This is a genomic window from Caballeronia sp. ATUFL_F1_KS39, from assembly GCF_023630985.1.
Taxonomy (GTDB): Bacteria; Pseudomonadota; Gammaproteobacteria; order Burkholderiales; family Burkholderiaceae; genus Caballeronia; species Caballeronia zhejiangensis.
In genome coordinates this window covers 73,957-98,973 of sequence record NZ_JALQDZ010000052.1, presented here as the reverse complement: position 1 = coordinate 98,973, position 25,017 = coordinate 73,957, and the positions used below count along the sequence as shown (strand labels likewise).

Below are 25,017 nucleotides of genomic sequence, written 5' to 3'. Positions count from 1 at the left end.
TCGATGATGGCGACGCCCCGATCGCGCTTCATCGCGCATGACGCGACATGCGAAGACGATGTGCTCGCGCGCATCGTCTTCGGTGCGGCGAGCGGCGGGCCGTGCATCGAAAGCGGTGTGCCGACGCTGCGCCTCGCGATGTGCGACGACTCTCACGACGGCTTCGCCGAAATCTGGACAGGCAACGGGCCGATCCGCAGCGGACGCTTCAACGATCTCGTCTTCGCGCACGACGACGAGTTTCTCTTTTGCGCGGGCTTCATCGCGTCGTCCGGCCGCTATACCGAAGCCACGCGACAAGCGTATGGCGATGCGTTCGCGCTCGTCGGCGAGCTGGACTTCCCGAAGATTTTCCGCATGTGGAACTTCATCCCGCACATCAACGGGGCGAATCGGGAAGGGCTCGAGGTGTATCGCGATTTCTGCCGTGGACGCGCCATCGCGTTCGAGCAGGATTACACGGGCGCATCGGGTATGCCGGCGGCGACCGGCATCGGCACGTCGGGCGATGGCGTCGGCTTCTATTTTCTGGCGTGCCGCGCAAATTCGCCGCGGCATATCGAGAACTCGCGACAAACGCCCGCGTATGAATATCCGCAGCGATACGGTCCGAAGTCGCCGAGCTTCGCGCGCGGCACCTTGTTGGACGATACGTTGTACGTCTCGGGCACCGCGAGCATTCTCGGACACGAGACCGTGCACGAAGGCGATCTCGACAAGCAATGGCATGTCGCGATCGGCAATATCGCGCATCTGATCGGCATCGAGAATCTCGAAGCGCAGAACGTGAGCGGCGGCTATACGCTGCGCGACCTCGATCAGATCAAGGTGTATTACCGTCATGCGGCGGACTTGCCGCGCGTGATGGAACTCGCGCAGACCGCGTTTCATGCGGATGCGAACATCCGCTATGTCAAGGCCGATATCTGCCGCGCCGATCTGCTCGTCGAGATCGAGGGCATTGCTTCATATCGTCGTCGATCAGACTGACGCCGATTGCCTGAGCGTCTTCACGAGGAGGCTATACAGGCCGTCCACCGCTTTGGAGCCGCGCGAATCGCGACTGCGATAGACAGCGACTTCCATCGGTTCGAGCGGACCCAGGCCTTCATCGTTGCCCAGAATGCGGAGATGGTCCGGCGCGCTGCATTGCGTCAGCACCGCGACCGCGAGACCGCTTTCGACGGCGGCAATCTGCCCGGCCAGACTCGAACTGTTGTAGACCACCTTGTAGCGGCGGCCTTGCTGCGCGAGCGAATGAATCGCGCTGCGCCGCGCGAGGCTCGCGCTTTCATAGACGGCGATCGGCAACGGATCGCGTCTCCATAATTCGAATTGCGCCGCGCCGACCCAGACCATCGGCTCATGGAACAGCAGCGTGCCGCGCCGGCCGTGATCGCGCGATACGAGCGCGATATCGAGCTCGCTATTCGCGATGCGCGGAATCAGCGATGTCGATTGCTCGCAGATCAACTCGATCTCGACGCCGCTGTGCCGCGGCGCAAAGCGCTTCAGCACGGGTGTCAGATATTTGGCCGCGTAGTCGTCGGGCACGCCGAGGCGCACGCGGCCGGTGAGTTGCTCGCCCTGAAGCGCGACCTGCGCCTCGGCATGCAGATCGAGAATGCGCCGTGCATAGCCGAGCAGCGTTTGCCCGTCGTGAGTCAGTTCGAGCGCGCGCGAGCCGCGTTCGATGAGCCGCAATCCGAGCGCGCTTTCGAGCTTCTTCAATTGCATGCTCACCGCCGATTGCGAACGATGCACTTCGCCCGCCGCGCTCGACAGCGAACCCGCATCGACGACGGCGACGAAGCACTTGAGCCAGTCCATCTGCAAATCGTGTTGTTTCATGGGTCTGATCGGAGATTTCGAAAATCGAATGGATGATCTTCGAATTATGCGCTTTTCGTTCTATCGATCGCGGCACACACTTGGGGCATGAACACGAACGCGTCATCCTCTTCCCGTACAACCGCGCGCAGTGAAGCACGATCTGCGGCAGGCGCGTTGCCCTTTATCGTCGGCTGCGCGCTGCTCGGCACGATCGGTGTTTTCCTGCACGAAGCGAATGCCGATCCGCTGACCGCGACATGGTTTCGCTGCGCTTTCGGGCTTCTGGGCATGAGCGCGTGGCTCATCTCGCGCGGACAGACCCGCTTTCTGCGCCTCACGCGCAGCAACGTTCTTTGGGTGCTCGCGGCGAGCCTGCTGATGGTGTCGAGCTGGGCGCTCTTCTTCAGCGCGGTCGAGCGCATATCGGCGGGCGTCGCCATCGTTCTGTTTCATATGCAGCCGATGTGGGTGCTGCTATTCGCATCGTTGTGGCTCAAAGAGGCGATCGGCGGGCAGCGCGTCATGGCCGTGGCAGTCGCGATGTGCGGACTCGTGCTCGCGACGGGCATCGCCGGACACGCGTCGGACGGCTCTCTGCAGCCCGCGTACTGGACGGGCGTGGCCGCATGTCTGGCCGGTTCGCTGTGCATGGCGGGCGTGACGATCACCGCGCGACGGCTGCGCGATCTGCCTGCGGGCGTGCTCGCGTGGTGGCAGTGCGCCATCGGCACGCTGTCGTTATGGATCTGGCCGATGCAGCACGGGTGGCCCGCATGGGGCATGTCGTGGGCGTGGCTCGCGGGCCTCGGGCTGATTCACACGGGCTTTGCGTACACACTGATGTATATCGGCATGGCGCGGCTCGACACCGCGCGCGTCGCCGTGCTTCAGTTCATCTATCCGGCGGTGGCCATCGTCATCGACTGGCTGGTTTTCGATCAGCGTTTGAGCGGCGCGCAGATGACGGGCATTGCGTTGATGTCGGTGGCGATAGGCTTTGCGGAGCGCGTCCGCAAGGCGTGACTCAGATGCTTCAATGACGCCCGCGCCCCGCCATTCGCGCGCGGTCGAGCATGAACTCGATGAACGCCAGCGTCGCGCGCGTGTGATGCCGGTTCGGCATGTAGAGCATGTACATGTGCGTGCCGAAGATGCTGAGCCGCCATTCGTCGAGCGCGGTGACGATCGCGCCGCGCCGCATGTCTTCCGACACGACGTAATCCGGCACGATGCCGACGCCGAGACCCGCGAGGATCGCATCGCGCAAAAACAGGAAGTTCTCGGAGATGAGGCTCGGTTCGAGGAGCACTTCGTGACGTTCATCGTCGAGATAGGCGGCGACGCGCGTCTGCTTGCCGACGACCGTCGCGGTGATCACCGGCACGACGCCCAGTTGCTCGAGCCGCGTGGGCATGCCGTGCGTTTCGGCATACGCGGACGATGCACACGCGACGTACCGCACCGGCCCCATGTCGCGCGCAACGAGACTCGGCGGCGGCTCGGGCATCACGCGCACGGCGATATCGACTTCGTCGCGCAGCAGGTCTTCGACGCGGTTTTCGAACATCACGTCGAGCACGATATCCGGGTACTCGCGCTTGAACGCGATCAGCCATTCCGACATCACGAGCTGTCCATAACCGCTCGGCACCGATAACCTCACGCGCCCCTGCAATCCTTGCCCGAGCGTCGATACCGATTCCTGCGCCGCGAAAAGCGCGTTGCGGATCGAACGGCCGTGCTCGTAGAGCTTGAGGCCGAGCTCGGTCGGCTCGACGCGTCGCGTGGTTCGCCGCACGAGCTGCAAGCCGACGGACTTTTCGAGCTGATTCAGGTGATAGCTGACATTCGCGCGCGTCATCTTGAGGCGGCGCGCCGCTTCGCTCAGATTGCCCGCATCGAGGATTTCGACCAGCAGCGTCAGCTCGTTGACGTCCACGGCATGGCTCGATTGTCAAAAGAGATTTGACAGTCTGTCAATCGAGCCTGTGATTGTCAAGGATGCCTGTCCCCGCGAGAATGCTGCCAGGTAAAACAGGAACATCGACTCAGGAGACTTCATCCATGACGCTTTCGAGCGCGCCCGAAACCGCATCCGCGGTTCAACACGAATTACGCGGCAGCGTCCTTGTCGTGACGATCGACCATGCGCCCGTCAACGCACTCAACGCTGCCGTGCGGCGCGGTCTCATCGATGCAATCGAAGCCGCCGATGCAGATGCCTCCGTGCGCGCGGTGCTGATCGTCGGCGCAGGCCGGAACTTCATCGCGGGCGCGGACATTCGCGAGTTCGGCAAGCCCGCTGTGCCGCCGTCGTTGCCGGACGTGTGCAACCGCATCGAGCGTTGCGAGAAGCCCGTCGTCGCGGCGATACACGGCGCGGCGCTTGGCGGCGGACTCGAAGTCGCGCTGGCGTCGCATTACCGGATAGCGGTCGCCGGCGCGAAGCTCGGCCTGCCCGAAGTGCAACTGGGACTCTTGCCGGGCGCGGGCGGCACGCAGCGCTCGGCGCGTCTGATCGGCGCACAGGCCGCGTTGTCGATGATGTTGAGTGGCCGTCACATCGGCGCGGAGGAAGCGCTGCGTCTGGGTCTCGTCGACCGCGTCGGCCAGAGCGACGACGTGTTCGCCGAAGGCCTTGCTTTCGCGCACGAACTCATCGCGACGAAGGCCGCGCCGCGCCGCACGAAGAACGCGCGCGGACTCGCGGACAAGGAAGCGAGCGTGGCAGCGATCGCCGCCGCGCGCGCCGAGACGCGGAAGAAGTCGCGCGGATTGCTGTCGCCGCTGAAGATCGTCGATTGCGTGGAAGCGGCGTTGAATCTGCCCTTCGACGAAGGCTTGCGCTTCGAACGCGAGCAATTCCTCGAATGCCGCGAGAGCCCGCAACGCGCGGGTCTCGTGCATGCGTTCTTCGTCGAACGCGAAACGCAGAAGTCGCCCGAAACGCGCGACGCACAGCCGCGCGCGCTCGATCGCATCGGTGTGATCGGCGGCGGCACGATGGGTGCGGGCATCGCCGTCGCGCTGCTCGACGCGGGTCTCGCGGTGACGATGATCGAGCGCGACGAAGCCTCGCTCGAACGCGGAAGCGCGCATGTCGAGAAGGTGTACGACGCGCTGATCGCGAAGGGCCGCCTGACGCACGAATCGAAAACACGCGCGCTGCAACGCTTTCATGGCGACACGAAATACGACGCGCTCGCCGATGCCGATCTCGTCATCGAAGCCGTGTTCGAGGACATGGCCGCGAAGAAGGCCGTGTTCGCGCAACTCGATCGCGTGTGCAAGCCGGGCGCGGTGCTCGCGACGAACACGTCGTATCTCGACATCGACGAGATCGCGGCGAGCATCTCGCGTCCGCAGGACGTGCTCGGGCTGCACTTCTTTTCGCCCGCGAACATCATGAAGCTGCTCGAAGTGGTCGTGCCCGCGCGCGTGAGCGCCGATGTCGTTGCGACCGGTTTCGAACTCGCGAAGAAGCTGAAGAAGGTGGCGGTGCGTGCGGGCGTGTGCGATGGATTCATCGGCAATCGCATGCTCGCGGTGTATCGCGCGGCGGCGGATCATCTGATGGAAGACGGCGCGTCGCCGTATCAGATCGATCGGGCCGTGCGCGACTTCGGCTTTCCGATGGGACCGTATCAGGTCATCGATCTGGCTGGCGGCGATATCGGCTGGGCCGCGAGAAAGCGCCGCGCCGCGACGCGCGATTCGAACGCGCGTTACGTGCGTATCGGCGATGAACTGTGCGAGCGCGGCTGGTTCGGCCAGAAAACGGGACGCGGTTTCTATCGTTACGAAGACGGTGCGCGCACGGGCACGCCGGATGCGGAAGTCGAGTCGATCATCGATGCCGAGCGCGAGCGTGCGGGCGTCAAGCCGCGACCATTCACCGATGAGCAGATCGTGCGCCGCTACCTGGCCGCGATGATCAACGAGGGCGCGAATATCGTGCACGAAGGCATTGCGCAACGTCCGCTCGATGTCGATGCCACGTTGATGCACGGCTTCGGTTTCCCGCGCTATCGCGGTGGCCCGATGCATTATGCCGATACCGTGGGTCTCGACAACGTGCTCGCAGATATCCGCGCATTCGCGCAGGAAGATCCGCTCTTCTGGCGCGCGTCGCCGTTGATCGTCGATCTCGTGGCGCGCGGGAGGAATTTCGCGAGCCTGAATCAGACGGCCTGACGCGTGGCCTTTCAATCACTCATGGAATCGCAGTCATGGACCTGACATTCAACGCAGACGAAGAAGCCTTTCGCGCCGAAGTCCTAGCGTTTCTGCGCACATCGCTGCCAGAGCATGTTGCGCAGAAGGCGCGCACGGGCGAGCGCCTGACGCGCGACGACATGGCGCAATGGCACGCCGCGCTCAACGCAAAAGGCTGGCTCGCGAATCACTGGCCGAAGGAGTATGGCGGCCCGGGCTGGACCGCGGTGCAGAAGTTCATCTTCGAGAACGAATGTGCGATTGCGGGCGCGCCGCGCATCGTGCCTTTCGGTGTGAACATGCTCGGGCCGGTGCTCATCAAATACGGGAGCGAGGCGCAGAAGCGTCACTGGCTGCCGCGTATTCTCGATGGCTCGGACTGGTGGTGTCAGGGCTATTCGGAGCCGGGCGCGGGTTCCGATCTCGCATCGGTGCGTACGACAGCCGTTCGCACGATGGAGAACGGCAGCGAGTATTACATCGTCAACGGACAAAAGACGTGGACCACGCTCGCGCACTTCGCGAACATGATCTTCTGTCTCGTACGGACGTCGCAGGATGCGCGCAAGCAGGAAGGCATCAGCTTTCTGCTCATCGACATGAATACGCCGGGCGTCGACGTGCGTCCGATCATCACGCTCGACGGCGAGCACGAAGTCAACGAAGTGTTCTTCACGGACGTGCGCGTGCCCGTTGCGAATCTCGTCGGAGAGGAGAACAAGGGCTGGACGTATGCGAAGTATCTGCTGACCTACGAGCGCACGAACATCGCGGGCGTGGGCTTTTCAGTGGCCGCGCTGAGCCGGCTGAAGGCTGTTGCGGGCAAGGTGCAATGCAACGGCCGCGCGCTCATCGACGATCCTTTGTTCGCCGCGCGTCTCGCGCGTGTCGAGATCGATCTGGAGAACATGAAGACGACGAATCTGCGCGTGATCGCGGCGGTCGCGGGCGGCGGCGCGCCAGGCGCGGAAAGCTCGATGCTGAAGATTCGCGGCACGGAGATTCGCCAGGAAATCTCTTCGCTGATGCGTCGCGCGATGGGTCCGTACGCGCAGCCGTTGATAGACGAAGCATTCGAAGATGACAAGGATGCCGAACTATCAGATGCGGCGTCGGAGTACTTCAACAATCGCAAGCTGTCGATCTTCGGCGGCTCAAACGAAATACAGAAGAACATCATCTCGAAGATGATCCTCGGTCTTTAAAGGACGCGCACGATGAATTTCCAGCACACGGAAGACCGGCGTATGCTCGCGGATTCGCTGAACCGCTTCATCGCCGAGCAATATGGCTTCGATGTGCGCGACAGGATCGCGCGTTCGCAAGAGGGCTTCAGCCGCGATATGTGGCGACGGTTTTGCGAGCTTGGCATCGTCGGCGCGTTCTTCGATGAATCGATCGGCGGCTTCGGCGGCGACGGGTTCGATGTGTCCGTCGTGTTCGAAGCGCTCGGTCGCGGGCTCGTCGTCGAACCGTTTCTCGATACGTTGATCGTCGGGCGCGCACTTGCCTTCGCGGGCGATGAGCGGCAGCGCGAGATCGTTGCGAGCATGATCGACGGGACGGCGATCGCAGCATTCGCGCATGACGAACCCGGCTCGCACTACGAGCTTGCACGCGCGAACACGCGCGCGACCCGGCATGGCGATGGATGGATGCTCAACGGCGCGAAGGGCGTCGTGCAGCAGGGCGAACATGCGGACGTGCTGCTCGTGTCGGCGCGCACGTCGGGCAACGAGTACGACGAAGCGGGCATTTCGCTCTTTATCGTGCCGCGCGATGTGCAGGGCGTGAAGATGCGCGGCTATCGCAAGATCGATGGCGGACGCGTGGCGGAAGTATCGCTCGAAAATGTGACGCTCGATGCCAATGCGCTCGTCGGCAATGAAGGCGATGCCTACGCGACGCTCACGCATGCGATCGGATATGGTCTCGTCGCGCTCGTGTCGGAAGCGGTCGGCGCGATGGATGTCGCGAAGGAGCACACGCTCGAATATTTGCGCACGCGTAGGCAGTTCGGCGTGCCGATCGGCGCGTTTCAGGCGTTGCAGCATCGCATGGCCGATGTGCTGCTCGAGATCGAGCAGGCGCGTTCCGCTGCGATCAATGCGGCGGCGGCGGTCGGCGCATCGGGTGTTGCGCGCGAGCGAGCGTTGTCGGCGGCGAAGCATTCGGTCGGGCGCATCGGCACGCTCGTCGCGGAAGAGTCCATTCAGATGCATGGCGGCATCGGCATGACGTGGGAGCTGCCGCTTGCTCATTACGCGAAGCGGCTCGTGATGATCGATCATCAATTGGGCGATGAGGATCATCATCTCGCGCGGTATATCGCGCTGGGGCGGGGGGCGCTTCGCTGAAGCTTCACTACTTCAAGCCGGGATCATACAAATAGGAGACAATGACGCCCTAGCTCGCAACCCAAGGACCATGTAGAGCAACAGATAAACTCGCGAGCCAGGTTCCCGGACCTCCAGATAGTGGCAACCGAAAATATCTACAACCCGAGTCTCAACGCACCCGCCCCGGCACGCGCGCGAAGCTCGACGCCGAACGTCATCGTGCTGTGCGGCACGCTCATCGCGCTTCTCATGGTGGCGCTTTGCGCGCTGGTCCTGTATCAGGGCCGGGTCGATGCGCTCGATCGCGCGCGCGACACGTCCCGCAATCTCGCGTTGCTCGCCGAGCGCGACATCGAGCGCAATTTCGAACTCTACGAACTGTCGCTGCAAGCGGTCGTCGAAGGCGTCGAACGCGACGACGTAATGAGCCTTCCGCCCCGCCTGCGCAACGACGTGCTGTTCGACCGGGCGGCCACAGCGCGCGATCTCGGGTCGATCCTCGTGCTCGACGAGAACGGCAAGATCATCATCGATTCGGGCAGCCTCGTGCCCCGGCCGGGCGATTTCGCGGATCGCGGCTATTTCACGGTCCAACGCGACCGGCCAGACGCCGGGCTTTACATCAGCGGCCCGTATGCGTCGCGATTGCGCGGCGGCGCGCCCAGCATCGCGTTGAGCCGCAGACTCTCGCGTCCCGACGGGTCCTTCGCGGGCGTCGCGATGCTCGCCATCAACCTCGAATACTTCCGCAATCTTTTCGCGGGGCTTTCGCTCGGGCCGCACGGCGCGGTGTCGCTCATCAATCACGACGGCCTGATGATCATGCGTCAGCCGTTCGATCCGCGCGTGATCGGCCGCGACATCAGCCAGGCCGATACCTTCAAGAAATTTCGGGCGGCGGAGCAGGGCAGCTTCAGCGAAACATCGTCGATCGACGGGAGGCGCCGCCTCTACTACTTCCGCAACTTCCCGAATCTGCCGCTCATCATCATGGTGGCCGAAGGAGAAGAGGACATCTACGCGGCATGGCGGCGGCGCGCGATCATCATCGGCTCGTCGATGGGCGTGCTCGCTATCGGATTCATCGCGTTGTCGTTCGTGCTCGCCGCGCAATTCAGGCGGCGCATGCGCGCGGAGTCGGAGCTACAGTTGCTCGCGCGCACCGATGGACTCACCGGGCTGCACAATCGCCGCACGCTGGGCGAGATTCTCGATCAGGAATGGCGCAGGGCGCGCCGCACGCGCAGTCTCTTTTCGCTGCTGTTCGTCGATATCGACCGCTTCAAGGCCTTCAACGATGCCTACGGCCATCAGGCCGGCGACGACGCGCTCGCGGCCGTCGCACGCTGCATCGGCGACAACATACGGCGGCCCGTCGATACCGCCGCGCGCTACGGCGGCGAGGAGTTCGTCGTCGTATTGCCCGACACGCCCGCCGACGGCGCCGCGAAAATCGCCGAGAAGATTCGCGCGGCCATCAGCGATCTGTCGATCGAGCACGCGGGCAGCGAGTTCGGCCGCGTCACGGCGAGCATCGGTCTCGCGAGCTGGCGGCCGGAACGCGACGACGACGTAAGCGCGCTCATTCGCGCGGCCGACGAGGCGCTCTACGATGCGAAAGCGCGCGGGCGCAACCGCATCATGCAGGCAAGTTTCGTCTGAGACGGTGGACGAAAGTTCGTCGCGCAACGGCCGGGCATGTGCGTGCACGCAAAATGCTTGTTTTGCCGTAAGCTCTCGACGCCGCGCGGGCCGCCCGCCCACGACGCGACCGACCCGAACCCTTCCGATGACCCAAACGCCCGATCCCGAAGCCCGCCGCCTCGCCACGCTGGCGCGCTACCACACGCTCTTCAACGCGATCGATGACGGCTTTTGCATCATCGAATTCATCGATGGCCCGCACGGACCGCTCAGCGATTATCTGCACGTCGAAGCCAATCCGGGATACGAGCGGCACTCGGGCATTCGCGACATCGTCGGCAAGACCTTGCGCGAGATCGATCCGACCGATGCCGACGGCTGGGTCGAAATCTACGGCGACGTTCTGCGCACCGGCGCGACCGCGCGTTTCGAGCGCTACTTTCTGTCGGCGGGGCGGCATATCGAGGTGTCGGCGTCGCGCGTCGAACCGCCCAGCCTGCGGCAAGTGTCGATCCTCTTTCGCGACATCTCCGCGCGCAAGAAAGCGGAGGAAGAACGCGATCGCGCGATCGCGTCGCTGCGCGCGTTCAACGAAACGCTGGAGCAGCGCGTCGCCGAGCGCACGGCGGAATTGATGCGCGCGGAAGAACAACTCCGTCAGGCGCAGAAGATGGAAGCGGTCGGTCAGTTGACGGGGGGCCTCGCGCACGACTTCAACAATCTGCTGGCGGGCGTGTCGGGCTCGCTGCAGTTGCTCGGCATTCGGCTGAGCCAAGGACGGATCGCGGAGGTCGACAAATACGTCGTCGCGGCGCAAGGCGCGGTGCGGCGCGCGGCGGCGCTGACGCATCGGCTGCTGGCGTTTTCGCGGCGGCAAACGCTCGATCCGCGTCCCACGGACGTCAACGCGCTCGTCAACGGCATGACCGAGCTGATCCAGCGCACGGTCGGCCCGGGCATCAAGGTGGAGTCTGTCGGCGCGACGGGCCTGTGGCCCGCGCTCGTCGATTCGGGACAACTGGAAAACGCGCTGCTCAACCTGTGCATCAATGCACGAGACGCGATGCCCGATGGCGGGCGCATCACCATCGAAACGGCCAACAAGTGGATCGACCACCGCGCGGCCCAAAGCCACGACATGCCCGAAGGCCAGTTCCTGTCGCTGTGCGTGACGGATACCGGCACCGGCATGACGCCCGATGTCATCGCGAATGCGTTCGATCCGTTCTTCACGACCAAGCCGATCGGCATGGGCACGGGCCTCGGTCTATCGATGATCTACGGCTTCGCGAAGCAATCGGGCGGCCAGGTTCGGATCTATTCCGAAGTCGGGCAGGGCACGACGGTCTGCATCTATCTGCCGCGCTTCTATGGCGGTGTCGATGACGATGCCGCCGATCAATCCGCATCGCCGATCTCCGGCGCGGAGTCGGGCGAAACCGTGCTCGTCGTCGACGATGAACCGAGCGTTCGCATGCTTATCGTCGATGTGCTGGAAGAGGCCGGCTACGCGGTGATCGAAGCCGCCGACAGCATCGCGGGCCTCAAGCTGTTGCAGTCGAATGTGCGGATCGATCTGCTCATCAGCGATGTCGGCTTGCCCGGCGGCATGAACGGACGCCAGATGGCCGATGCGGCGCGCGAGGCGCGTCCCGATCTGAAAGTGCTCTTCATCACCGGCTATGCGGAGAATTCGGTGATCGGCAATGGACGCCTGAAGCCCGGCATGCAAGTGCTGACCAAGCCGTTCGCGATCGAAACGCTGGCCGCGCGCGTGCGCCAGCTCGTCGACGAGTAAGGACGCCCGCGCGCTACTGCGCCTCGCCGCCCGCCATCGACTCGATGATGCTCTCGAGTTGCGCGCTCATCGGCATGTCGAGGCTTTTTCCCGACGGCAGACGTTGCAGGAACCAGCGCTTGTATTGACGCTCGATTTCGCCATCGGCGGCGAGGTTCTGGAACGTATCCTTCACGACTTGCGCAAGCTGGGGATCGTCCCTGCGATACATGATGCCGTACGGGTCATACGACAGATAATCGCCGATCACCTGATACGCGCCGCCCTTCGCCGCGTTCTCCGCGATGAGGCCGTAGAGCAGCACGTCGTCGGTGGCGAAGGCATCGGCCTCGCCGTTCGCGACGCGCGCGAAGCCTTCCGCGTGATCCGGCACGATCTGCAACTGCAGGCCGAGCGCGAACTTCCGGTCGAGATCGCGCAGCGCCTTCTCGTTCGTCGTGCCTGCCGTCACCGCGACCTTCTTGCCCGCGAGATCGCGAAACGAGCGGATCGGCGACCCTTTCCTGACCATCACCTTGGTGCCGGCCACGAAGAAGATCGGCGAAAAGGCCACGCGTTTCTGCCGCTCGACGTTGCTCGTGGTCGAGCCGCATTCGAGATCGACACGGCCATCGACGACCGCTTCGATGCGATTCTCCGGCGTCACGGGCACCCACCGGATGTTCAGGTTCTTGTGCACCGCATTGCCGATCGCGGCGACGATCGACTTGCAGAGTTCGATCGAATAGCCGATCGGCTCCTTGCGCGCGTTCAGATACGAGAACGGCACTGAGGCATCGCGATAGCCGATCGCGATCGTGCCCGTGTCGCGCGCCTTGGCGAGCGTGCCGGTCAGCGTCGCGGGCGCGTAGGCGTCGTTGTCGGGCGGCGGTGTCTGCACGTCGTCGGCCGCGCGCGCGTTCGGAGCGATCGCGATCAGGCTGGCCGCAGCCAGCGCCGACCAGAAGCGCTGCGTCTTCATGGCTCGTCTCCGTCAGACCTGCGCGGGATGCGCGAGCGACGCGTCCTGTTCGGCCTCGATGCGCGCCGCATTCTTCGCCGCCTCCGATTCCGTCAGCAGCTCGCCTTCCCACTTCGCGACGACCGCGCTCGCGATCGAATTGCCGACGGCGTTGGTCGCCGAGCGCCCCATGTCGAGGAAGGTATCGACGCCGAGAATCAGCAGCAGTCCCGCCTCGGGAATGTTGAAGTGATTGAGCGTGGCCGCGATCACGACCAGCGACGCGCGCGGCACGCCGGCCATGCCTTTCGATGTCAGCATGAGGATCAGCAGCATCGTGATCTGCGTGCTGATCGGCAGATGAATGCCGTACGCCTGCGCGATGAAGAGCGTCGCGAACGTGCAATACATCATCGAGCCGTCGAGGTTGAAGGAGTAGCCCATCGGCATCACGAAGCTGGAGATCTTGCGCTTCACGCCGAAACGATCGAGCGCGTCGAGGATCTTCGGATACGCGGCCTCCGAGCTCGCGGTCGCGAACGAAAGCATGAACGCTTCCTTGATGAGCGACAGCAGCTTGAACACGCGCCGCCGCAGGAACAGGAAGCCCGCGAGCACGAGCAGGCCCCACAGCAGAAAGAGGCTGATATAGAAGTCGGCCATGAAGACCGCGAACTTCAGAAGGATCGTCAGCCCGTTGACCGCGACGGTCGCGGCCATCGCGGCGAGCACGGCGAGCGGCGCGAGCTTCATCACGTAGCCGGTGATCTTGAGCATGACGTGCGATAGCTGATCGATCGCGGCGAGCAGGATCTTGCCGCGTTCGCCGAGCGCGGCGAGCGCGACGCCGAAGAACATCGAGAACACGACGATCTGCAGGATCTCGTTGTTGGTCATCGCTTCGGCAAACGAGCGCGGCACCATGTGACTGACGAAGTCTTTCAGCGTGAACTTCGATGTCGCGAGATTCGCCGATGCGCCGATGTCGGGAAGCGGCAAGCCGAGGTTATCGCCGGGCTTGAGCAAGTTCGACATCACGAGGCCGAGCAGCAGCGAAATGAGCGACGCGGTGAGGAACCAGCCGAGCGCCTTGGCGAATACGCGTCCGACCGAGGCGGCGTCGCCCATGTGCGCGATGCCGACGACCAGTGTGGAGAACACGAGCGGCCCGATCAGCATCTTGATGAGGCGCAGGAACACGTCGGACACGAGGGAGATGTAGCCGGCGATCTCCGTGGCGGTCTTCTTGTCGGGAAAGCTCGTGAAGATCATGTAGCCAACCACTATGCCGATGACCATCGCGCCGAGAATCCAGATGGCTGCGGAGTTCTTCTTCATGTCCAGGCCTCCATTGACTGCATATCGAACGAATGCAATGGCGAATTTCGGATGGATCAGGCGATGCAAAAACGAACGCGGCGCCGCTCAGTATAGAGCGGCGCCGCGGCGTGTGTCCGCGAACACTCGAAATGTTAGCGGCGTAGTTCCATCTTTGCCGGAACTCAGCCCGGCGTGCGCTCCGAAACCGCTTCGCGGCGCGCGTTGTAGGACGGCGCGCTGCCGTCGTCGGGCAGCGTCGAGCTTTGCGCCGCCGCGAGCAGTCTTTCGACGGACGGGCCCATCGCGTCCGTGAAGGTCTTCGGATGCACGCCGATACCCAGCACCAGCACGGCCATCGCGCCGAACAGCACGAGTTCGCGCTTGCCGAGATCGCGCAGACCGGCGACGCGCTCGTTCTTCACCGCGCCGAAAATCACGCGCTTGACCATCCACAGCGTATAGGCCGCGCTCAGGATCAGCGACGTGGCCGCAGCCGCGCCGATCCAGAAGTTCAGGCGGATCGCGCCCATCAACACTAGAAACTCGCCGACGAAACCCGAGGTGCCCGGCAGGCCGACATTGGCCATCGCGAACAGCATCGCGCAGACCGCGAAGCGGGGCATCGTGGTGGCGACGCCGCCGTACGCATCGATCGAGCCATTTTTCGTGCGCTCGACGAGCACGCCGGTGCACAGCAGCATCGCGCCGGACACGATGCCGTACGACAGCATCTGCACGACCGCGCCTTCGGTGCCGAGGCGGTCGAAGGTAAAGAGGCCGAGCGTCACGAGACCCATGTGCGCGACTGCCGAGTAGGCAAGCAGCTTGCGCATGTCCGTCTGCGCGAGCGCGACGAGGCTGCCGTAGATCACCGCGACGAGCGACAGCGCGATCATCGCCGGGGCGAAGAAGTGCGATGCGTCGGGCACGATCGGCAACACGTAGCGCAACATGCCGTAGCCGCCGATCTTCAGCATGCCGAGCAGCACCGCCGCGCCCGTCGGACCTTCCGAGTTCACGTCGGGCAGCCAGGTGTGGACCGGCCACATCGGCACCTTGACCGAAAACGCCGCGAGGAAGCAGACGAAGACGACGATCTGCGGCGTGAAGCCGAGCTTCAGGTTGCGCCATGCGTCGATATCGAAGGTATGCGCCTGCGTCCACAGATAAACGAGCGCGGCCAGCATTGCAAGCGAGCCGAGCAGCGAGAAAAAGAAGAAGCGAATCGCCGCGTACACGCGCCGCTCGCCGCCCCACGTGCCGATCAGCAGATACAGCGGAATCAGCGAAGCCTCGAAGAACACGAAGAACAGCATGCCATCCAGCGACGCGAACACGCCCTGCATGCAGCCCGACAGCACGAGGAACGCGCCGTAGTATTGCGCGACCTGCTTCGTGACCGAGCGCCACGACGCGACGAAGATGATGAGCGTGGTGACGGCCGTCAGCACCGTGAACCACAGCGAAATGCCGTCGACGCCCAGATGGTACGAAATGCCGAACTGCGGCAGCCACTCGACGCGCTCGACGAACTGCATCGCGCTGGACGACGCGTCGAAGCGGGAGAGCAGCGGCACGACGGGCAACAGGCTGAGAATCGCGCCGAACAGGGCGACGGCGCGCGAGAGCGTCGCGGAGGCGCTGAACGTCAGCACGAAGATGCCCGACACCACTGGAATCCAGATAAGAAAACTGAGAACTGACGGCAGATGCATAGCTCGGTCGAAATCGGGCGCAAAGCACGGCCAGCACGCGAAGAAACGTGCTCGCTGGGAAGGCGCTGACAGTGGAATGTAAGGCAGGACGAGTGCGCGGAGGCTTGAATCCGGCGCGCAGCCCGAATGACTTAGGCGTATTCCTAAGGGTTAACGAGGATAACTCAAAAGAATAGTTTTTTGTGCATTGCGGCGTATCAAATTCATTGCGCCGAACGACCTTGACTTTTTTACCGATTCCGGCTCGGCGGCACGTCGACGTGAATGAATCGTTCGTTCGCTTCGGGCTTGCCCTGATTTGCCGGAAGCCGCGTGGCCCTTAGCCTAGAACGCAAGGAAGGAGACAAGCATGAAGAAAACATTCAAGGCCGTCGTCTTTGCGCTCGTCGCGTATCTCGTCGCCGATCGCGCCATGCTCCACGCGCAGGGACGCGACCTGGCCGCGTCGTCGTGCGCGCAGAGCGCGGCGCAGATCGAATTCGACGCCCTGAGCAAGGGCTTCAGCCACGCCGCCGCGAGCAGCCAGCGCGACGCGTTCCGGTCGCAATGCCTCGTGTCGGGCCGCGCCGAGTCCGGCACGGCCGTCGCAATGCGCTGAATCGGCGTCAGTTCAGCTTCACGGTAGGCCGCACGCGCTCGCGCAGCCATTGGCTCGCGGCGTACATCAGCGCCCGCTTGACGCCCGTCAGCCCCATGATGTGCCGGCGATACAGATGCCGGTAGCACGACGCCGCGAACCATCCGTCGATGAACAGCGGCCGCCGCAGCAACTCGCTCATCAGCGCGCCCGCCGCGCCTGCGCGTCCGAAGGAGACGAGCGTGCCCTGATCGCGGTACGCGAAGAGCGGCACGGCGCGTTCGTCGAGGCGGCGCGCGAGGGCATCGGCGAGATAGACGGCCTGCTGAAACGCGGCCTGCGCGCGCGGCGGCACGAGCGCGTCGCCTTTCGCTGCGGCGCACGCGGCGCAGTCGCCCATCGCGTAGATGCCTGAGCCGGGTTCGACCTGCAAGGTTGCATCGACGATCACCTGTCCCAGCCGGTTCAGCGGCAATCCTTCCAGCGTGCGCAACACCGGCGCGCCTTCCACGCCCGCAGCCCAGATCGTGATGTCGCTTGTGAGCGTTTCGCCATCCGCGGTCGATACGGCGTGCTCGTCCACCGAACGCACGCGGCAACCCAGCCGCACTTCCACGCCGAGCTTGGCGAGCACGTCCTGAGCGCGCGTCGAAATGCGTTCGGGCAGCGCGGGCAGCACGCGCGGCGCGCCTTCCAACAGACGAATGCGGATGTCGCTGGCCGGGTCGATCGACGCGAGGTGATACTCGCGCAGCATTTCCGCCGATCCGCGCAGCGCGGCGGCCAGTTCGACGCCCGTCGCGCCGCCGCCGATCACCGTCACCGAAACCGGCGTGCGCGCCGCGCCGGGCGTCGCCTGCCGCGCATGACTCGAACGCAGAAGGCTCGACAACAGACGCCGCCGGAACGTTTCCGCCTGCTCCACCGTTTCGAGCGTCAGCGCATGCTGCGCCGCGCCGGGAATCGAGAAGAAGTTCGTCACGCTGCCGAGCGCGAGCACGAGCGAATCGAAGGCGAGCGTTCGCTTCGGCAGGAGCGGACGTCCGTCGATATCGGTCGTCTCGTCGATGACGATCTCGCGGCGTCCACGATCGATGTTCGCGAGCGCGCCCTGCTCGAAGCGAAAGTGATTCCACTTCGCGTGCGCGGCGTAATCGATCTGATGACTCGATGCATCGATCTGTCCCGACGCGACTTCATGCAGAAGCGGCTTCCAGAAGTGCGTCGGAAAGCGGTCGATGAGGATCACCTCGGCGCGCCGCCGCTTGCCGACGCTATTGCCCAGACGCGTCGCGAGTTCCAGCCCCGCGGCGCCGCCGCCGACGATCACGATGCGATGAGGCGAATCGACCTGCCGTTGCGCGTAAGGATTCAACATCATGGCTCTCCCGGAAGTGCTGTGTGGATGCTTGACGACCTCGTTGGAAAAAATATAAGGTCCCGAAAACATATGCGCTATTTAGTATTTATCGCCGACTCATAAGTTTTCACTAATGTTAAAGACCACGACCTTCCGTCAGTTGCGCACGCTGCAGACCGTCGCGCGCGTGGGCAGCATCTCGGGCGCCGCCGATGAACTGCATCTCACGCAGCCGGCGGTCTCGTTGCAAATCTCGTTGCTCGGCGAAGCCGCGGGCACGCCGCTTTTGCGCCGCGTCGGCCGCGAAGTGCAGCTCACGGCTGCGGGCGAAGTAATGGCGCGTTACGCGAACGAAATCCTGAGCCTTTGGAACGAAGCGGGCGAAGAAGTGGCGGCGTTGCGCGGCGAACTGGGCGGCACGTTGCGCATCGGTGCGATCACGACGGCGGAATATCTCGTGCCGCCGCTGCTCGTGCGCTTCACGAAGGAGCGGCCCGGCGTGAAGCTGCAGTTTCGCATCGGCAATCGCGATGACATCGTCCGCATGCTCGCGACGAATGAAATCGATCTCGCGATCATGGGACGGCAGCCGCGCGAACTGCGCACGAGCGCCGCCGCATTCGCGAAGCATCCGATGGCGTTCGTCGCCGCACCTTCGCATCCGCTGATGCGCGCGAAGCGCCTGCGTCTGACCGATCTCGAATCGGCGAATCTGCTTGTCAGAGAGCGCGGCTCGGGCACGCGCGTCGCGATCGAAGGGCTGTTCAAGGAAGCGGGTCTGAAGCTGCATGCCGCGTCCGAGTTATCGAGCAATGAAGCGATCAAGCAGCTCGTCGAAGCGGGACTCGGCGTGGCGTTTCTTTCGCTGCACGCGTGCGCGCTCGAAATGCAGGCGGGCTTGCTCGCGACGCTTCCCGTGCCTTCGACGCCGATCGAGCGCGCTTGGCATGTCGTGCATATGTCGGAGCGACGCCTGCCTCAGGTCGCGAATGCGTTCAGGGAATTCTTGATTCAGTCGGGAGCGGCCGTCGCGGGCCTGACTGCGCCGCCGGAAACGCACAAGCTGCGTTCGACGCGCAGAGAGAAGAAAACAGAAGTCGTTGCGGATGCAACTGGTGCCCAGGTCGGGACTCGAACCCGAACGCCTCGCGGCGCTACCCCCTCAAGATAGTGCGTCTACCAATTCCGCCACCTGGGCAAGGGGACCGAATTGTAGCGGGAAAATCGGGAAATGCGAAGGGCTTCGATCATCGCGTGCATCGTCGCGACGCTACTACAATATTCGGCAAAGCAACGGTCTCGTCGGATTCGCCTGAATAATCACATCGGTTCGCCCATACGGGAGCGTCCATGTTCGGCAACAGCTTGCGTTTCGAAGTGGGACCCGACTGGCAAGTCAACGTCGCCACCGATAGCTGGCTCATCGCGACGCTTCTCGTGATCGCCATGCTGCTGGCGATTTTCCTCGCGAGCGTCATCTGCTACTACCTGACGCGCTGGATCATGCTCGTGATCGTCAACCGGCTCGCACGCAAGGAAGGGCGCAAGTGGCTGATCGCGGCGGAGCGACATCGCGTGTTTCATCGGCTTGCGCCGCTCGTGCCTGCCGCTATCGTCTATGCCGCGGCGCCGTTGCTCACGGGGCTCACGTTTCCGGTGATCCCGGCGCTCGGCAAGCCGCTCGCCATACTCGCGGCCTGCTACATGGTCTACACGATGGTGCGCGCGGCGCTTGCATTGCGCGACAGCATCGACGAGCGCTATAGCCACTTTCCTTCGGCGAGCGAGCGGCCCATCAAGAGCTTTCTGCAGATCGCCACGATCGTCGTGTATCTCGTCGCGCTGATCGCGGTCGTTTCGCTGCTGCTCGAGCGTTCGCCCGTTTATCTGCTCACCGGTCTCTCCGCGATCACGGCGCTGCTCATCATCATTTTTCGCGACTCGCTGCTCGGCTTCGTCGCCAGCATCCAGCTCGCCGCGTACGACATGCTGCGCGTGGGCGACTGGATCGAAGTGCCCGGATATGTCGCCGATGGCATCGTGATCGATATTGCCTTGAATACGATCAAGGTGCGCAACTTCGACAACACCGTCGTCATGTTGCCCAGCCAACTGCTGCTGACGAACAGCGTGAAGAACTGGCGCGGCATGGTCGCGTCGGGCGCGCGACGCTTGCGGCATGCGATTCACTTCGACGTGGACACGATCCGCTATCCCGACGACGCGTTGCTCGCGCAATTGCACGCAGCGATAGAAGAGCCGCTCGTGACCGTCGAAGGCGAGCGCCGCACGAACCTCGGTTTGTATCGGCACTATCTCAGCGGATATTTGCGCGCGCACCCGGCCGTGCGTCGCGACATGCCGCTCGTGATTCGCCACGTCCAGTCCACGACGGCGGTCGTGGCACTGGAGATCTGCGTGTTCATCGACGAGATTCGCTGGGAGCGCTACGAGGCGTTGCTATCGGACATGCTCGATCACGCTTATGGCGTCGTGCCGTTTTTCGGCCTGCGCTGCTGGCAGCGCGAGCGTTCGGTGTCCGCGCCATCAGGAAGGTGATCGAACCATGCTTGCGTGATCGGCGCGGTGCTTGGACACCGCTTTCAGCGGCGCGAGCACGCGACGAGCATCCTCGAGTTCCTTCCTCATTTCGTCGATGAGCCATTGCGCCACCGCGCGCGTGCTTTCCGACGGATTCGACGAGCGATGTTCGAGCACGTAATTGCAGCCCGTTTCGATGTATCGGTCCCACGCGGGAATGACCTTGCCCTCGTTCAACGGCGCCGCGATCGCGAGCAGCCAGCCGAGCACGACGCCTTGTCCGAGCATCGCGCATTGCACGGCGAGTCCGGGATCGGTGTGATGCACCGCTTCGCCGATGCCCTTGTCGGACAGCCCCGTCGCACGATGAAAATCCGCCCAGGAAAGCGTGGTCACGTCGAGATGAATATAGGCGTGACCTTCGATGCTCGCCGGCGTATCGAGCGGGCCGAATTCGGCGAGATAGTTCGGACTACAGACAGGAACGATGATCTCCGGACAAAGAAGAAGCGGTTCCTTCTCCGAACCCGGACCATGCAGCCGGATGCCGAGGTCCGCATCTTCGAGCGGTCCGTAGAGCCGCCCGGCCATCACTTGCAAGCGCAGATTGATGGAAGGAAACGCGCGGCGAAACCCCGCATAACGCGGCAAGAGCCACAAGGCGGCGAAGCCGCTCGCGAGCGACAGCGTGACGATTTCGCCTTGCGCATGATCGCGCTTGAGTTCATCGATGGTATCGCCGATCTGCCCGAAACCCGATGCAACGGCGCGCTGCAATGTTGCGCCGCGATCGGTCAGGGTAAGTCCTAGCTTCGTGCGATCGAAGAGCCTGAAGCCGAGCGCGTCTTCGAGACGCGCCACCATGCGGCTCACGGCGACGGGCGTCACGTTGAGTTCGCCGGCCGCCTTGGTGAAACTCAAGAGCCGCGCGGATGTTTCGAAGACGAGCAGTGCCTGAAGGGACGGAAGTCGCAGACTCATACAACACCATGTTAAGGGGCGTGCATCCATTTGTAATTTGACGGCGCATATTGACCTCCTTACCTTGAGTCCGACGCTTACTTCTTCTCGCAGGCCATGACCACTGCTTCGTCGGACCCGTTGCTTCAGCCCTTTGCCCTCAGGCATCTCGTACTCAGAAACCGTGTGATGAGCACGAGTCACGCGAGCCGTCTCACGCGTGATGAATTCCCTCAGGAGGTTTATCAACGGTATCACGAGGAAAAGGCGAAAGGGGGTATCGCGCTGACGATGTTCGGCGGCTCGTCGAACGTCAGCCTCGACAGTCCCAATACGTTCCAGCAGATCAACGTCTCGACCGATGCCGTGGTGCCGCATCTGCGGCGCTTTTCCGATCGCGTCCATACGCACGGCGCAGCGCTCATGTGCCAGATCACACATCTCGGGCGGCGCGGCGATGCATACACGGAACCGTGGCTGCCGATGATCGCGCCATCGGCCGTGCGCGAAACGCTGCATCGGGCGATGCCGCAGGCTATCCACGATGCCGACATCAAACGCGTGATCCGCGACTTCGGCCTTGCGGCGAAGCGCTGCCGCGATGGCGGTCTGGACGGCATCGAAACGCATGCGGGCGGGCATCTCATCGGCCAGTTCATGGACCCGACCGTGAACCTGCGCACCGATAAATACGGCGGTTCGACGGCGAATCGCGTGCGCTTCGCAATCGAGGTTCACGAAGAAATACGCAAGCAGGTGGGCGACGATTTCATCGTCGGCTTTCGCTTCGCGCTCGAAGACGGATGCAGCTTCGAGGAAGGGCTGGAGATGTCGCGCATCCTGCAGAGCACGGGTCTGTTCGATTTCTTCAACGTCACGTTCGGGCGCATGGACACGAAGATGTCGCTCGCGGTCAACTCGATGCCGGGCATGTTCGTGCCGTCTGCACCGTGGCTGCCCAAAGCGGCCGCGTTCAAGCGCGCGGTCGATCTGCCCGTCTTCCACGCAGCGAAGATCGCCGATCTCGCCACGGCGCGTTATGCGATACGCGAAGGCCTGCTCGACATGGTCGGCATGACGCGCGCGCATATCGCGGAGCCGCATCTCGTGAAGCTCGTCGAAGCAGGCAAGGAGGATGAAGCGAGGCCGTGCGTCGGCGCATCGTTCTGCCGCAACTTTCGCGCGACGTGCATTCATAACCCGGCGACGTCGCGCGAGACGTATCTCACGCATGACATACCGGAGGCCGCGCAGAAGAAGCGCGTGCTCGTCGTCGGCGCGGGACCTGCGGGCCTCGAAGCCGCGCGCATCTGCGCGACGCGCGGCCATGACGTCACCGTGCTCGAGGCGAACTCGGAGGCGGGCGGACAGATGTTGCTCGCGGCGACGGGAAGCTGGCGGCGCGATCTTATCGGCATCGTCGACTGGCGCGTGGCGCAACTCGACAAGCTCGCTGTCGATGTGCGCTACAACCACTACGCCGAGTTGAGCGACGTGCTCGATCATGGCGCGGATGTGGTCATCGTCGCGACGGGCGGCCTGCCGAATCTCGATGCGTTGCCGGGCGGCGAGCTCTGCAAGTCCGTCTTCGATGCGCTCACCGAAACGCCGCCGCGCGAAGGCAGCGTGCTCGTCTACGACGGCACGGGCCGGCATAACGCGTATCTCTGCGCCGAGCGTTATGTCGATGCGGGCCTTGCTGTATCGCTCGCGCTCATCGACGGCGTGCCCGCGCAGGAAACCGGCGGACGCGGCGACGATCAGGTCTGGATGCGCAATATCGCGCGCTGGGATGTGCCGGTCCGCACGAACATCGAATTGATCGAAGTGAGCGCGACCGATGGCGGCAAGCGCCGCGCCGTGTTCCGTCATCATCTGACGAACGAGCTCGTCGAGATGGAAGCGGATCATGTCGTGGTCGAGCGCGGCATGCTCGCGGTCGAGGATCTCTTCGAAGCGGCGCGCATGTATTCGGCCAATGACGGCTACACCGATGTCGAAGCATTCGCGACAGGCAAGCCGCAACCCGAAGCGAAGGAACGCGAGGAAGGACAGTTCCACTTGTACCGCATCGGCGATGCCAGCGCGTCGCGCGATATCCATACGGCCATCTATGACGCCTATCGGCTTTGCATGGCGCTGTGAAGGCAGGTTGCATCTCATCCGTTGAAACGACAATGAACGAGCGAGGCTCACATGACATTGCCGAAGGACTTCGTAGTTGCCGATCCGAGCCGCCGCAAGGCGATCAAAACGCTTGCCGCGGCAGGTGCGGCGACGCTGATCTTGCCGGGCGCATCGTCGCTTGCATTCGCCGCGAACGAGCCCGCGCCGCAACGCGGCGGACGCATCCGCGTGGCGCTCGCGAATCAGTCGCTGATGGACTCGCTCGATCCCGCGAAGGGAACGCATACCGGCGATTACGCTCGCGCGTACATGTTCTATAGCGGCCTCACCGAACTCGACGCCGACTTCAAGACGCAGAACGCGCTCGCGGAGAAGCTCGAATCGGACGACTTCACGACATGGACCGTCACACTGCGGCCCAACGTGCATTTCCACGACGGCAAGCCGCTGACATCCGACGATGTCGTGTTCTCGTTGATGCGCCACAAGGACCCGGCGACCGGCTCGAAAGCGAAATCGATAGCGGATGGCATCAGCTCGGTGAAGGCGGCGGGACCGTTGAAAGTCGAGATCACGCTGACCGAGCCGAACGTCGATCTTCCCGCGCTGCTCGCGATTCCGCATCTCGTGATTGTCGCCGCGAACACGACCGATTTTTCGAAGGGCAACGGCACGGGACCGTTCACATGCAAAGAGTTCACGCCGGCGCAACGCTGCATCGGCGCGCGCAATGCGAACTTCTGGAAGCCGGGGCGTCCGTATCTGGATGAGGTGGAGATCATCGGCATCGGCGATGATGCAGCGCGCACCAATGCGCTGCTCGCGGGCGATGTGCAGCTCATCTCGCCACTGCCCGCGCGCGATGTCGACCGCGTGAAGCAGACCGGCAAGGTGACCGTGCTCGAAAGTCCGTCGCAACTCTATTCCGATCTCGCGCTGCGGCAGGACATGCTGCCGACGAAGAGCGCGGACTTCAACGAAGGCATCAAGTATCTGCATGATCGCCAGCGCATCGTGAACGTGATGTTGCGCGGACACGGCACGCTCGCGAACGATCATCCGGTGCCCGAGTGGCATCCATACTTCATGAAGGGATTGCCTCAGCGCACGTTCGATCCGGACAAGGCGCAGTTCCACTTCAAGAAGGCCGGCACGCCGGGCGCGCGTGCGGAGATCATCGCGCCGCCATCCGTCGAGACCGCGCTCGATTCCGCGATGCTGATCCAGCAGGCGGCGAAACAGGCGGGCGTCGACATCAACGTGCGCCGCGTGCCCGCCGATGGTTACTGGACGACCTACTGGATGAAGTATCCGATGACCTACGGCTCGATCCTGCCGCGCCCGACGCTCGATCTGCTGTACACGCAGTTCTTTCGCTCGAACGCGAACTGGAACGAGTCCGGCTGGAAGAACGAGCAGTTCGATCAACTGTTGATACAGGCGCGCCGCGAACGCGACGAAGCGAAGCGCAAGCAGATGTACGGCGACATGCAGACCATCGTCTACCAGAAGAACAGTCTCGTGATTCCGGCCTTCATCAACTTCATCGACGCGCAAAGCTCGAACTTGCGCGGCTTGAAGGGGACGCCGTCAGGACGCGTGATGGGCTATCGGTTCGCGGAGTTCGCGTGGCTCGCGAAGGCGTGAC

The 25,017-nt window shown here is 63.5% G+C and carries 18 protein-coding genes, 1 tRNA gene and 1 pseudogene; 12 read left to right on the top strand and 8 right to left on the bottom strand.

Translation table 11 applies throughout. The features are described 5' to 3' along the window. The first annotated feature begins 3 nt into the window (after positions 1–3). Entirely contained in the window at positions 4–990 is a 987-nt protein-coding gene (locus NCR93_RS26525; protein WP_239295247.1) for an FkbO/Hyg5 family chorismatase, read from the top strand. Here NCR93_RS26525 and NCR93_RS26520 read toward each other — a convergent pair. After that, entirely contained in the window at positions 982–1,851 is an 870-nt protein-coding gene (locus NCR93_RS26520) for a LysR family transcriptional regulator (RefSeq protein ID WP_008347029.1), read from the bottom strand. The two genes, NCR93_RS26525 and NCR93_RS26520, sit on opposite strands and share 9 nt — an antisense overlap. A 156-nt stretch (positions 1,852–2,007) precedes the next feature. On the opposite strand from NCR93_RS26520, the gene NCR93_RS26515 reads away from it, so the two are divergent. Further along, positions 2,008–2,856 carry a DMT family transporter gene (locus tag NCR93_RS26515; protein WP_175981407.1) on the top strand — a complete coding sequence of 283 codons (849 nt, stop codon included), beginning with the start codon at positions 2,008–2,010 and terminating at the stop codon, positions 2,854–2,856. A gap of 10 nt (positions 2,857–2,866) precedes the next feature. On the opposite strand, the gene NCR93_RS26510 is transcribed toward NCR93_RS26515, so the two are convergent. Then, positions 2,867–3,772, bottom strand: a complete 906-nt coding sequence (locus NCR93_RS26510; RefSeq protein ID WP_175981409.1) for a LysR family transcriptional regulator — start codon at positions 3,770–3,772, stop codon at positions 2,867–2,869. Between the two features lie 125 nt (positions 3,773–3,897). Here NCR93_RS26510 and NCR93_RS26505 point away from each other — a divergent pair, with 125 nt between their 5' ends. The 5 genes from NCR93_RS26505 (at position 3,898) to NCR93_RS26485 (ending at position 11,829) form a co-directional block, all read left to right on the top strand. Next, on the top strand, positions 3,898–6,027 hold the full coding sequence (locus NCR93_RS26505) for a 3-hydroxyacyl-CoA dehydrogenase NAD-binding domain-containing protein (RefSeq protein WP_175981411.1): 2,130 nt from the start codon (positions 3,898–3,900) through the stop codon (positions 6,025–6,027). A gap of 35 nt (positions 6,028–6,062) precedes the next feature. After that, positions 6,063–7,253 carry an acyl-CoA dehydrogenase family protein gene (locus NCR93_RS26500; RefSeq protein ID WP_175981413.1) on the top strand — a complete coding sequence of 397 codons (1,191 nt, stop codon included), beginning with the start codon at positions 6,063–6,065 and terminating at the stop codon, positions 7,251–7,253. Positions 7,254–7,265: 12 nt separating this feature from the next. Next, positions 7,266–8,405, top strand: coding sequence for an acyl-CoA dehydrogenase family protein (locus NCR93_RS26495; RefSeq protein WP_175981415.1), 1,140 nt, complete (start codon positions 7,266–7,268; stop codon positions 8,403–8,405). A 120-nt stretch (positions 8,406–8,525) separates the two neighbouring features. Beyond that, positions 8,526–10,049 carry a sensor domain-containing diguanylate cyclase gene (locus tag NCR93_RS26490; RefSeq protein WP_051996395.1) on the top strand — a complete coding sequence of 508 codons (1,524 nt, stop codon included), beginning with the start codon at positions 8,526–8,528 and terminating at the stop codon, positions 10,047–10,049. Positions 10,050–10,176: 127 nt separating this feature from the next. Beyond that, a complete protein-coding gene (locus NCR93_RS26485; protein WP_175981417.1) occupies positions 10,177–11,829 on the top strand; it encodes an ATP-binding protein in 1,653 nt (550 codons plus the stop codon). A gap of 13 nt (positions 11,830–11,842) precedes the next feature. Here NCR93_RS26485 and NCR93_RS26480 read toward each other — a convergent pair whose 3' ends face one another. The 3 genes from NCR93_RS26480 to NCR93_RS26470 form a co-directional block, all read right to left on the bottom strand. Beyond that, positions 11,843–12,790: an amino acid ABC transporter substrate-binding protein gene (locus NCR93_RS26480; RefSeq protein ID WP_008347016.1), complete on the bottom strand. Its 948-nt coding sequence runs from the start codon at positions 12,788–12,790 to the stop codon at positions 11,843–11,845. Positions 12,791–12,802: 12 nt separating this feature from the next. After that, on the bottom strand, positions 12,803–14,107 hold the full coding sequence (locus tag NCR93_RS26475; RefSeq protein ID WP_008347015.1) for a dicarboxylate/amino acid:cation symporter: 1,305 nt from the start codon (positions 14,105–14,107) through the stop codon (positions 12,803–12,805). A 164-nt stretch (positions 14,108–14,271) separates the two neighbouring features. Continuing rightward, entirely contained in the window at positions 14,272–15,804 is a 1,533-nt protein-coding gene (locus tag NCR93_RS26470) for a complex I subunit 4 family protein (protein WP_175981419.1), read from the bottom strand. A gap of 349 nt (positions 15,805–16,153) precedes the next feature. On the opposite strand from NCR93_RS26470, the gene NCR93_RS26465 reads away from it, so the two are divergent. Further along, the gene (locus tag NCR93_RS26465; RefSeq protein ID WP_175981421.1) at positions 16,154–16,402 is read left to right on the top strand and encodes an adhesin; all 249 of its coding nucleotides are present in this window, start codon (positions 16,154–16,156) and stop codon (positions 16,400–16,402) included. 7 nt (positions 16,403–16,409) lie between these two features. On the opposite strand, the gene NCR93_RS26460 is transcribed toward NCR93_RS26465, so the two are convergent. Next, entirely contained in the window at positions 16,410–17,762 is a 1,353-nt protein-coding gene (locus NCR93_RS26460; protein WP_008347009.1) for an NAD(P)/FAD-dependent oxidoreductase, read from the bottom strand. Positions 17,763–17,874: 112 nt separating this feature from the next. On the opposite strand from NCR93_RS26460, the pseudogene NCR93_RS26455 reads away from it, so the two are divergent. Continuing rightward, positions 17,875–18,804: pseudogene (locus NCR93_RS26455) on the top strand (LysR family transcriptional regulator); the annotation flags it as partial. 50 nt (positions 18,805–18,854) lie between these two features. On the opposite strand, the gene NCR93_RS26450 reads toward NCR93_RS26455, so the two are convergent. Beyond that, a tRNA-Leu gene (locus tag NCR93_RS26450) sits at positions 18,855–18,939 on the bottom strand. A 152-nt stretch (positions 18,940–19,091) separates the two neighbouring features. Between NCR93_RS26450 and NCR93_RS26445 the strand changes: the two genes are divergently transcribed. Continuing rightward, the gene (locus NCR93_RS26445) at positions 19,092–20,300 is read left to right on the top strand and encodes a mechanosensitive ion channel family protein (RefSeq protein ID WP_175981423.1); all 1,209 of its coding nucleotides are present in this window, start codon (positions 19,092–19,094) and stop codon (positions 20,298–20,300) included. Here NCR93_RS26445 and NCR93_RS26440 read toward each other — a convergent pair. Next, positions 20,289–21,263 (bottom strand): LysR family transcriptional regulator, encoded by a 975-nt coding sequence (locus NCR93_RS26440; RefSeq protein ID WP_175981425.1) that lies wholly within the window; start codon positions 21,261–21,263, stop codon positions 20,289–20,291. The genes NCR93_RS26445 and NCR93_RS26440 overlap by 12 nt on opposite strands. Before the next feature lie 96 nt (positions 21,264–21,359). Between NCR93_RS26440 and NCR93_RS26435 the strand changes: the two genes are divergently transcribed. Both NCR93_RS26435 and NCR93_RS26430 read left to right on the top strand, forming a co-directional pair. Beyond that, positions 21,360–23,387, top strand: a complete 2,028-nt coding sequence (locus NCR93_RS26435; RefSeq protein ID WP_175981427.1) for an FAD-dependent oxidoreductase — start codon at positions 21,360–21,362, stop codon at positions 23,385–23,387. A gap of 51 nt (positions 23,388–23,438) precedes the next feature. Next, entirely contained in the window at positions 23,439–25,016 is a 1,578-nt protein-coding gene (locus NCR93_RS26430; protein ID WP_175981429.1) for an ABC transporter substrate-binding protein, read from the top strand. The last annotated feature ends 1 nt before the right edge of the window (position 25,017 follow it).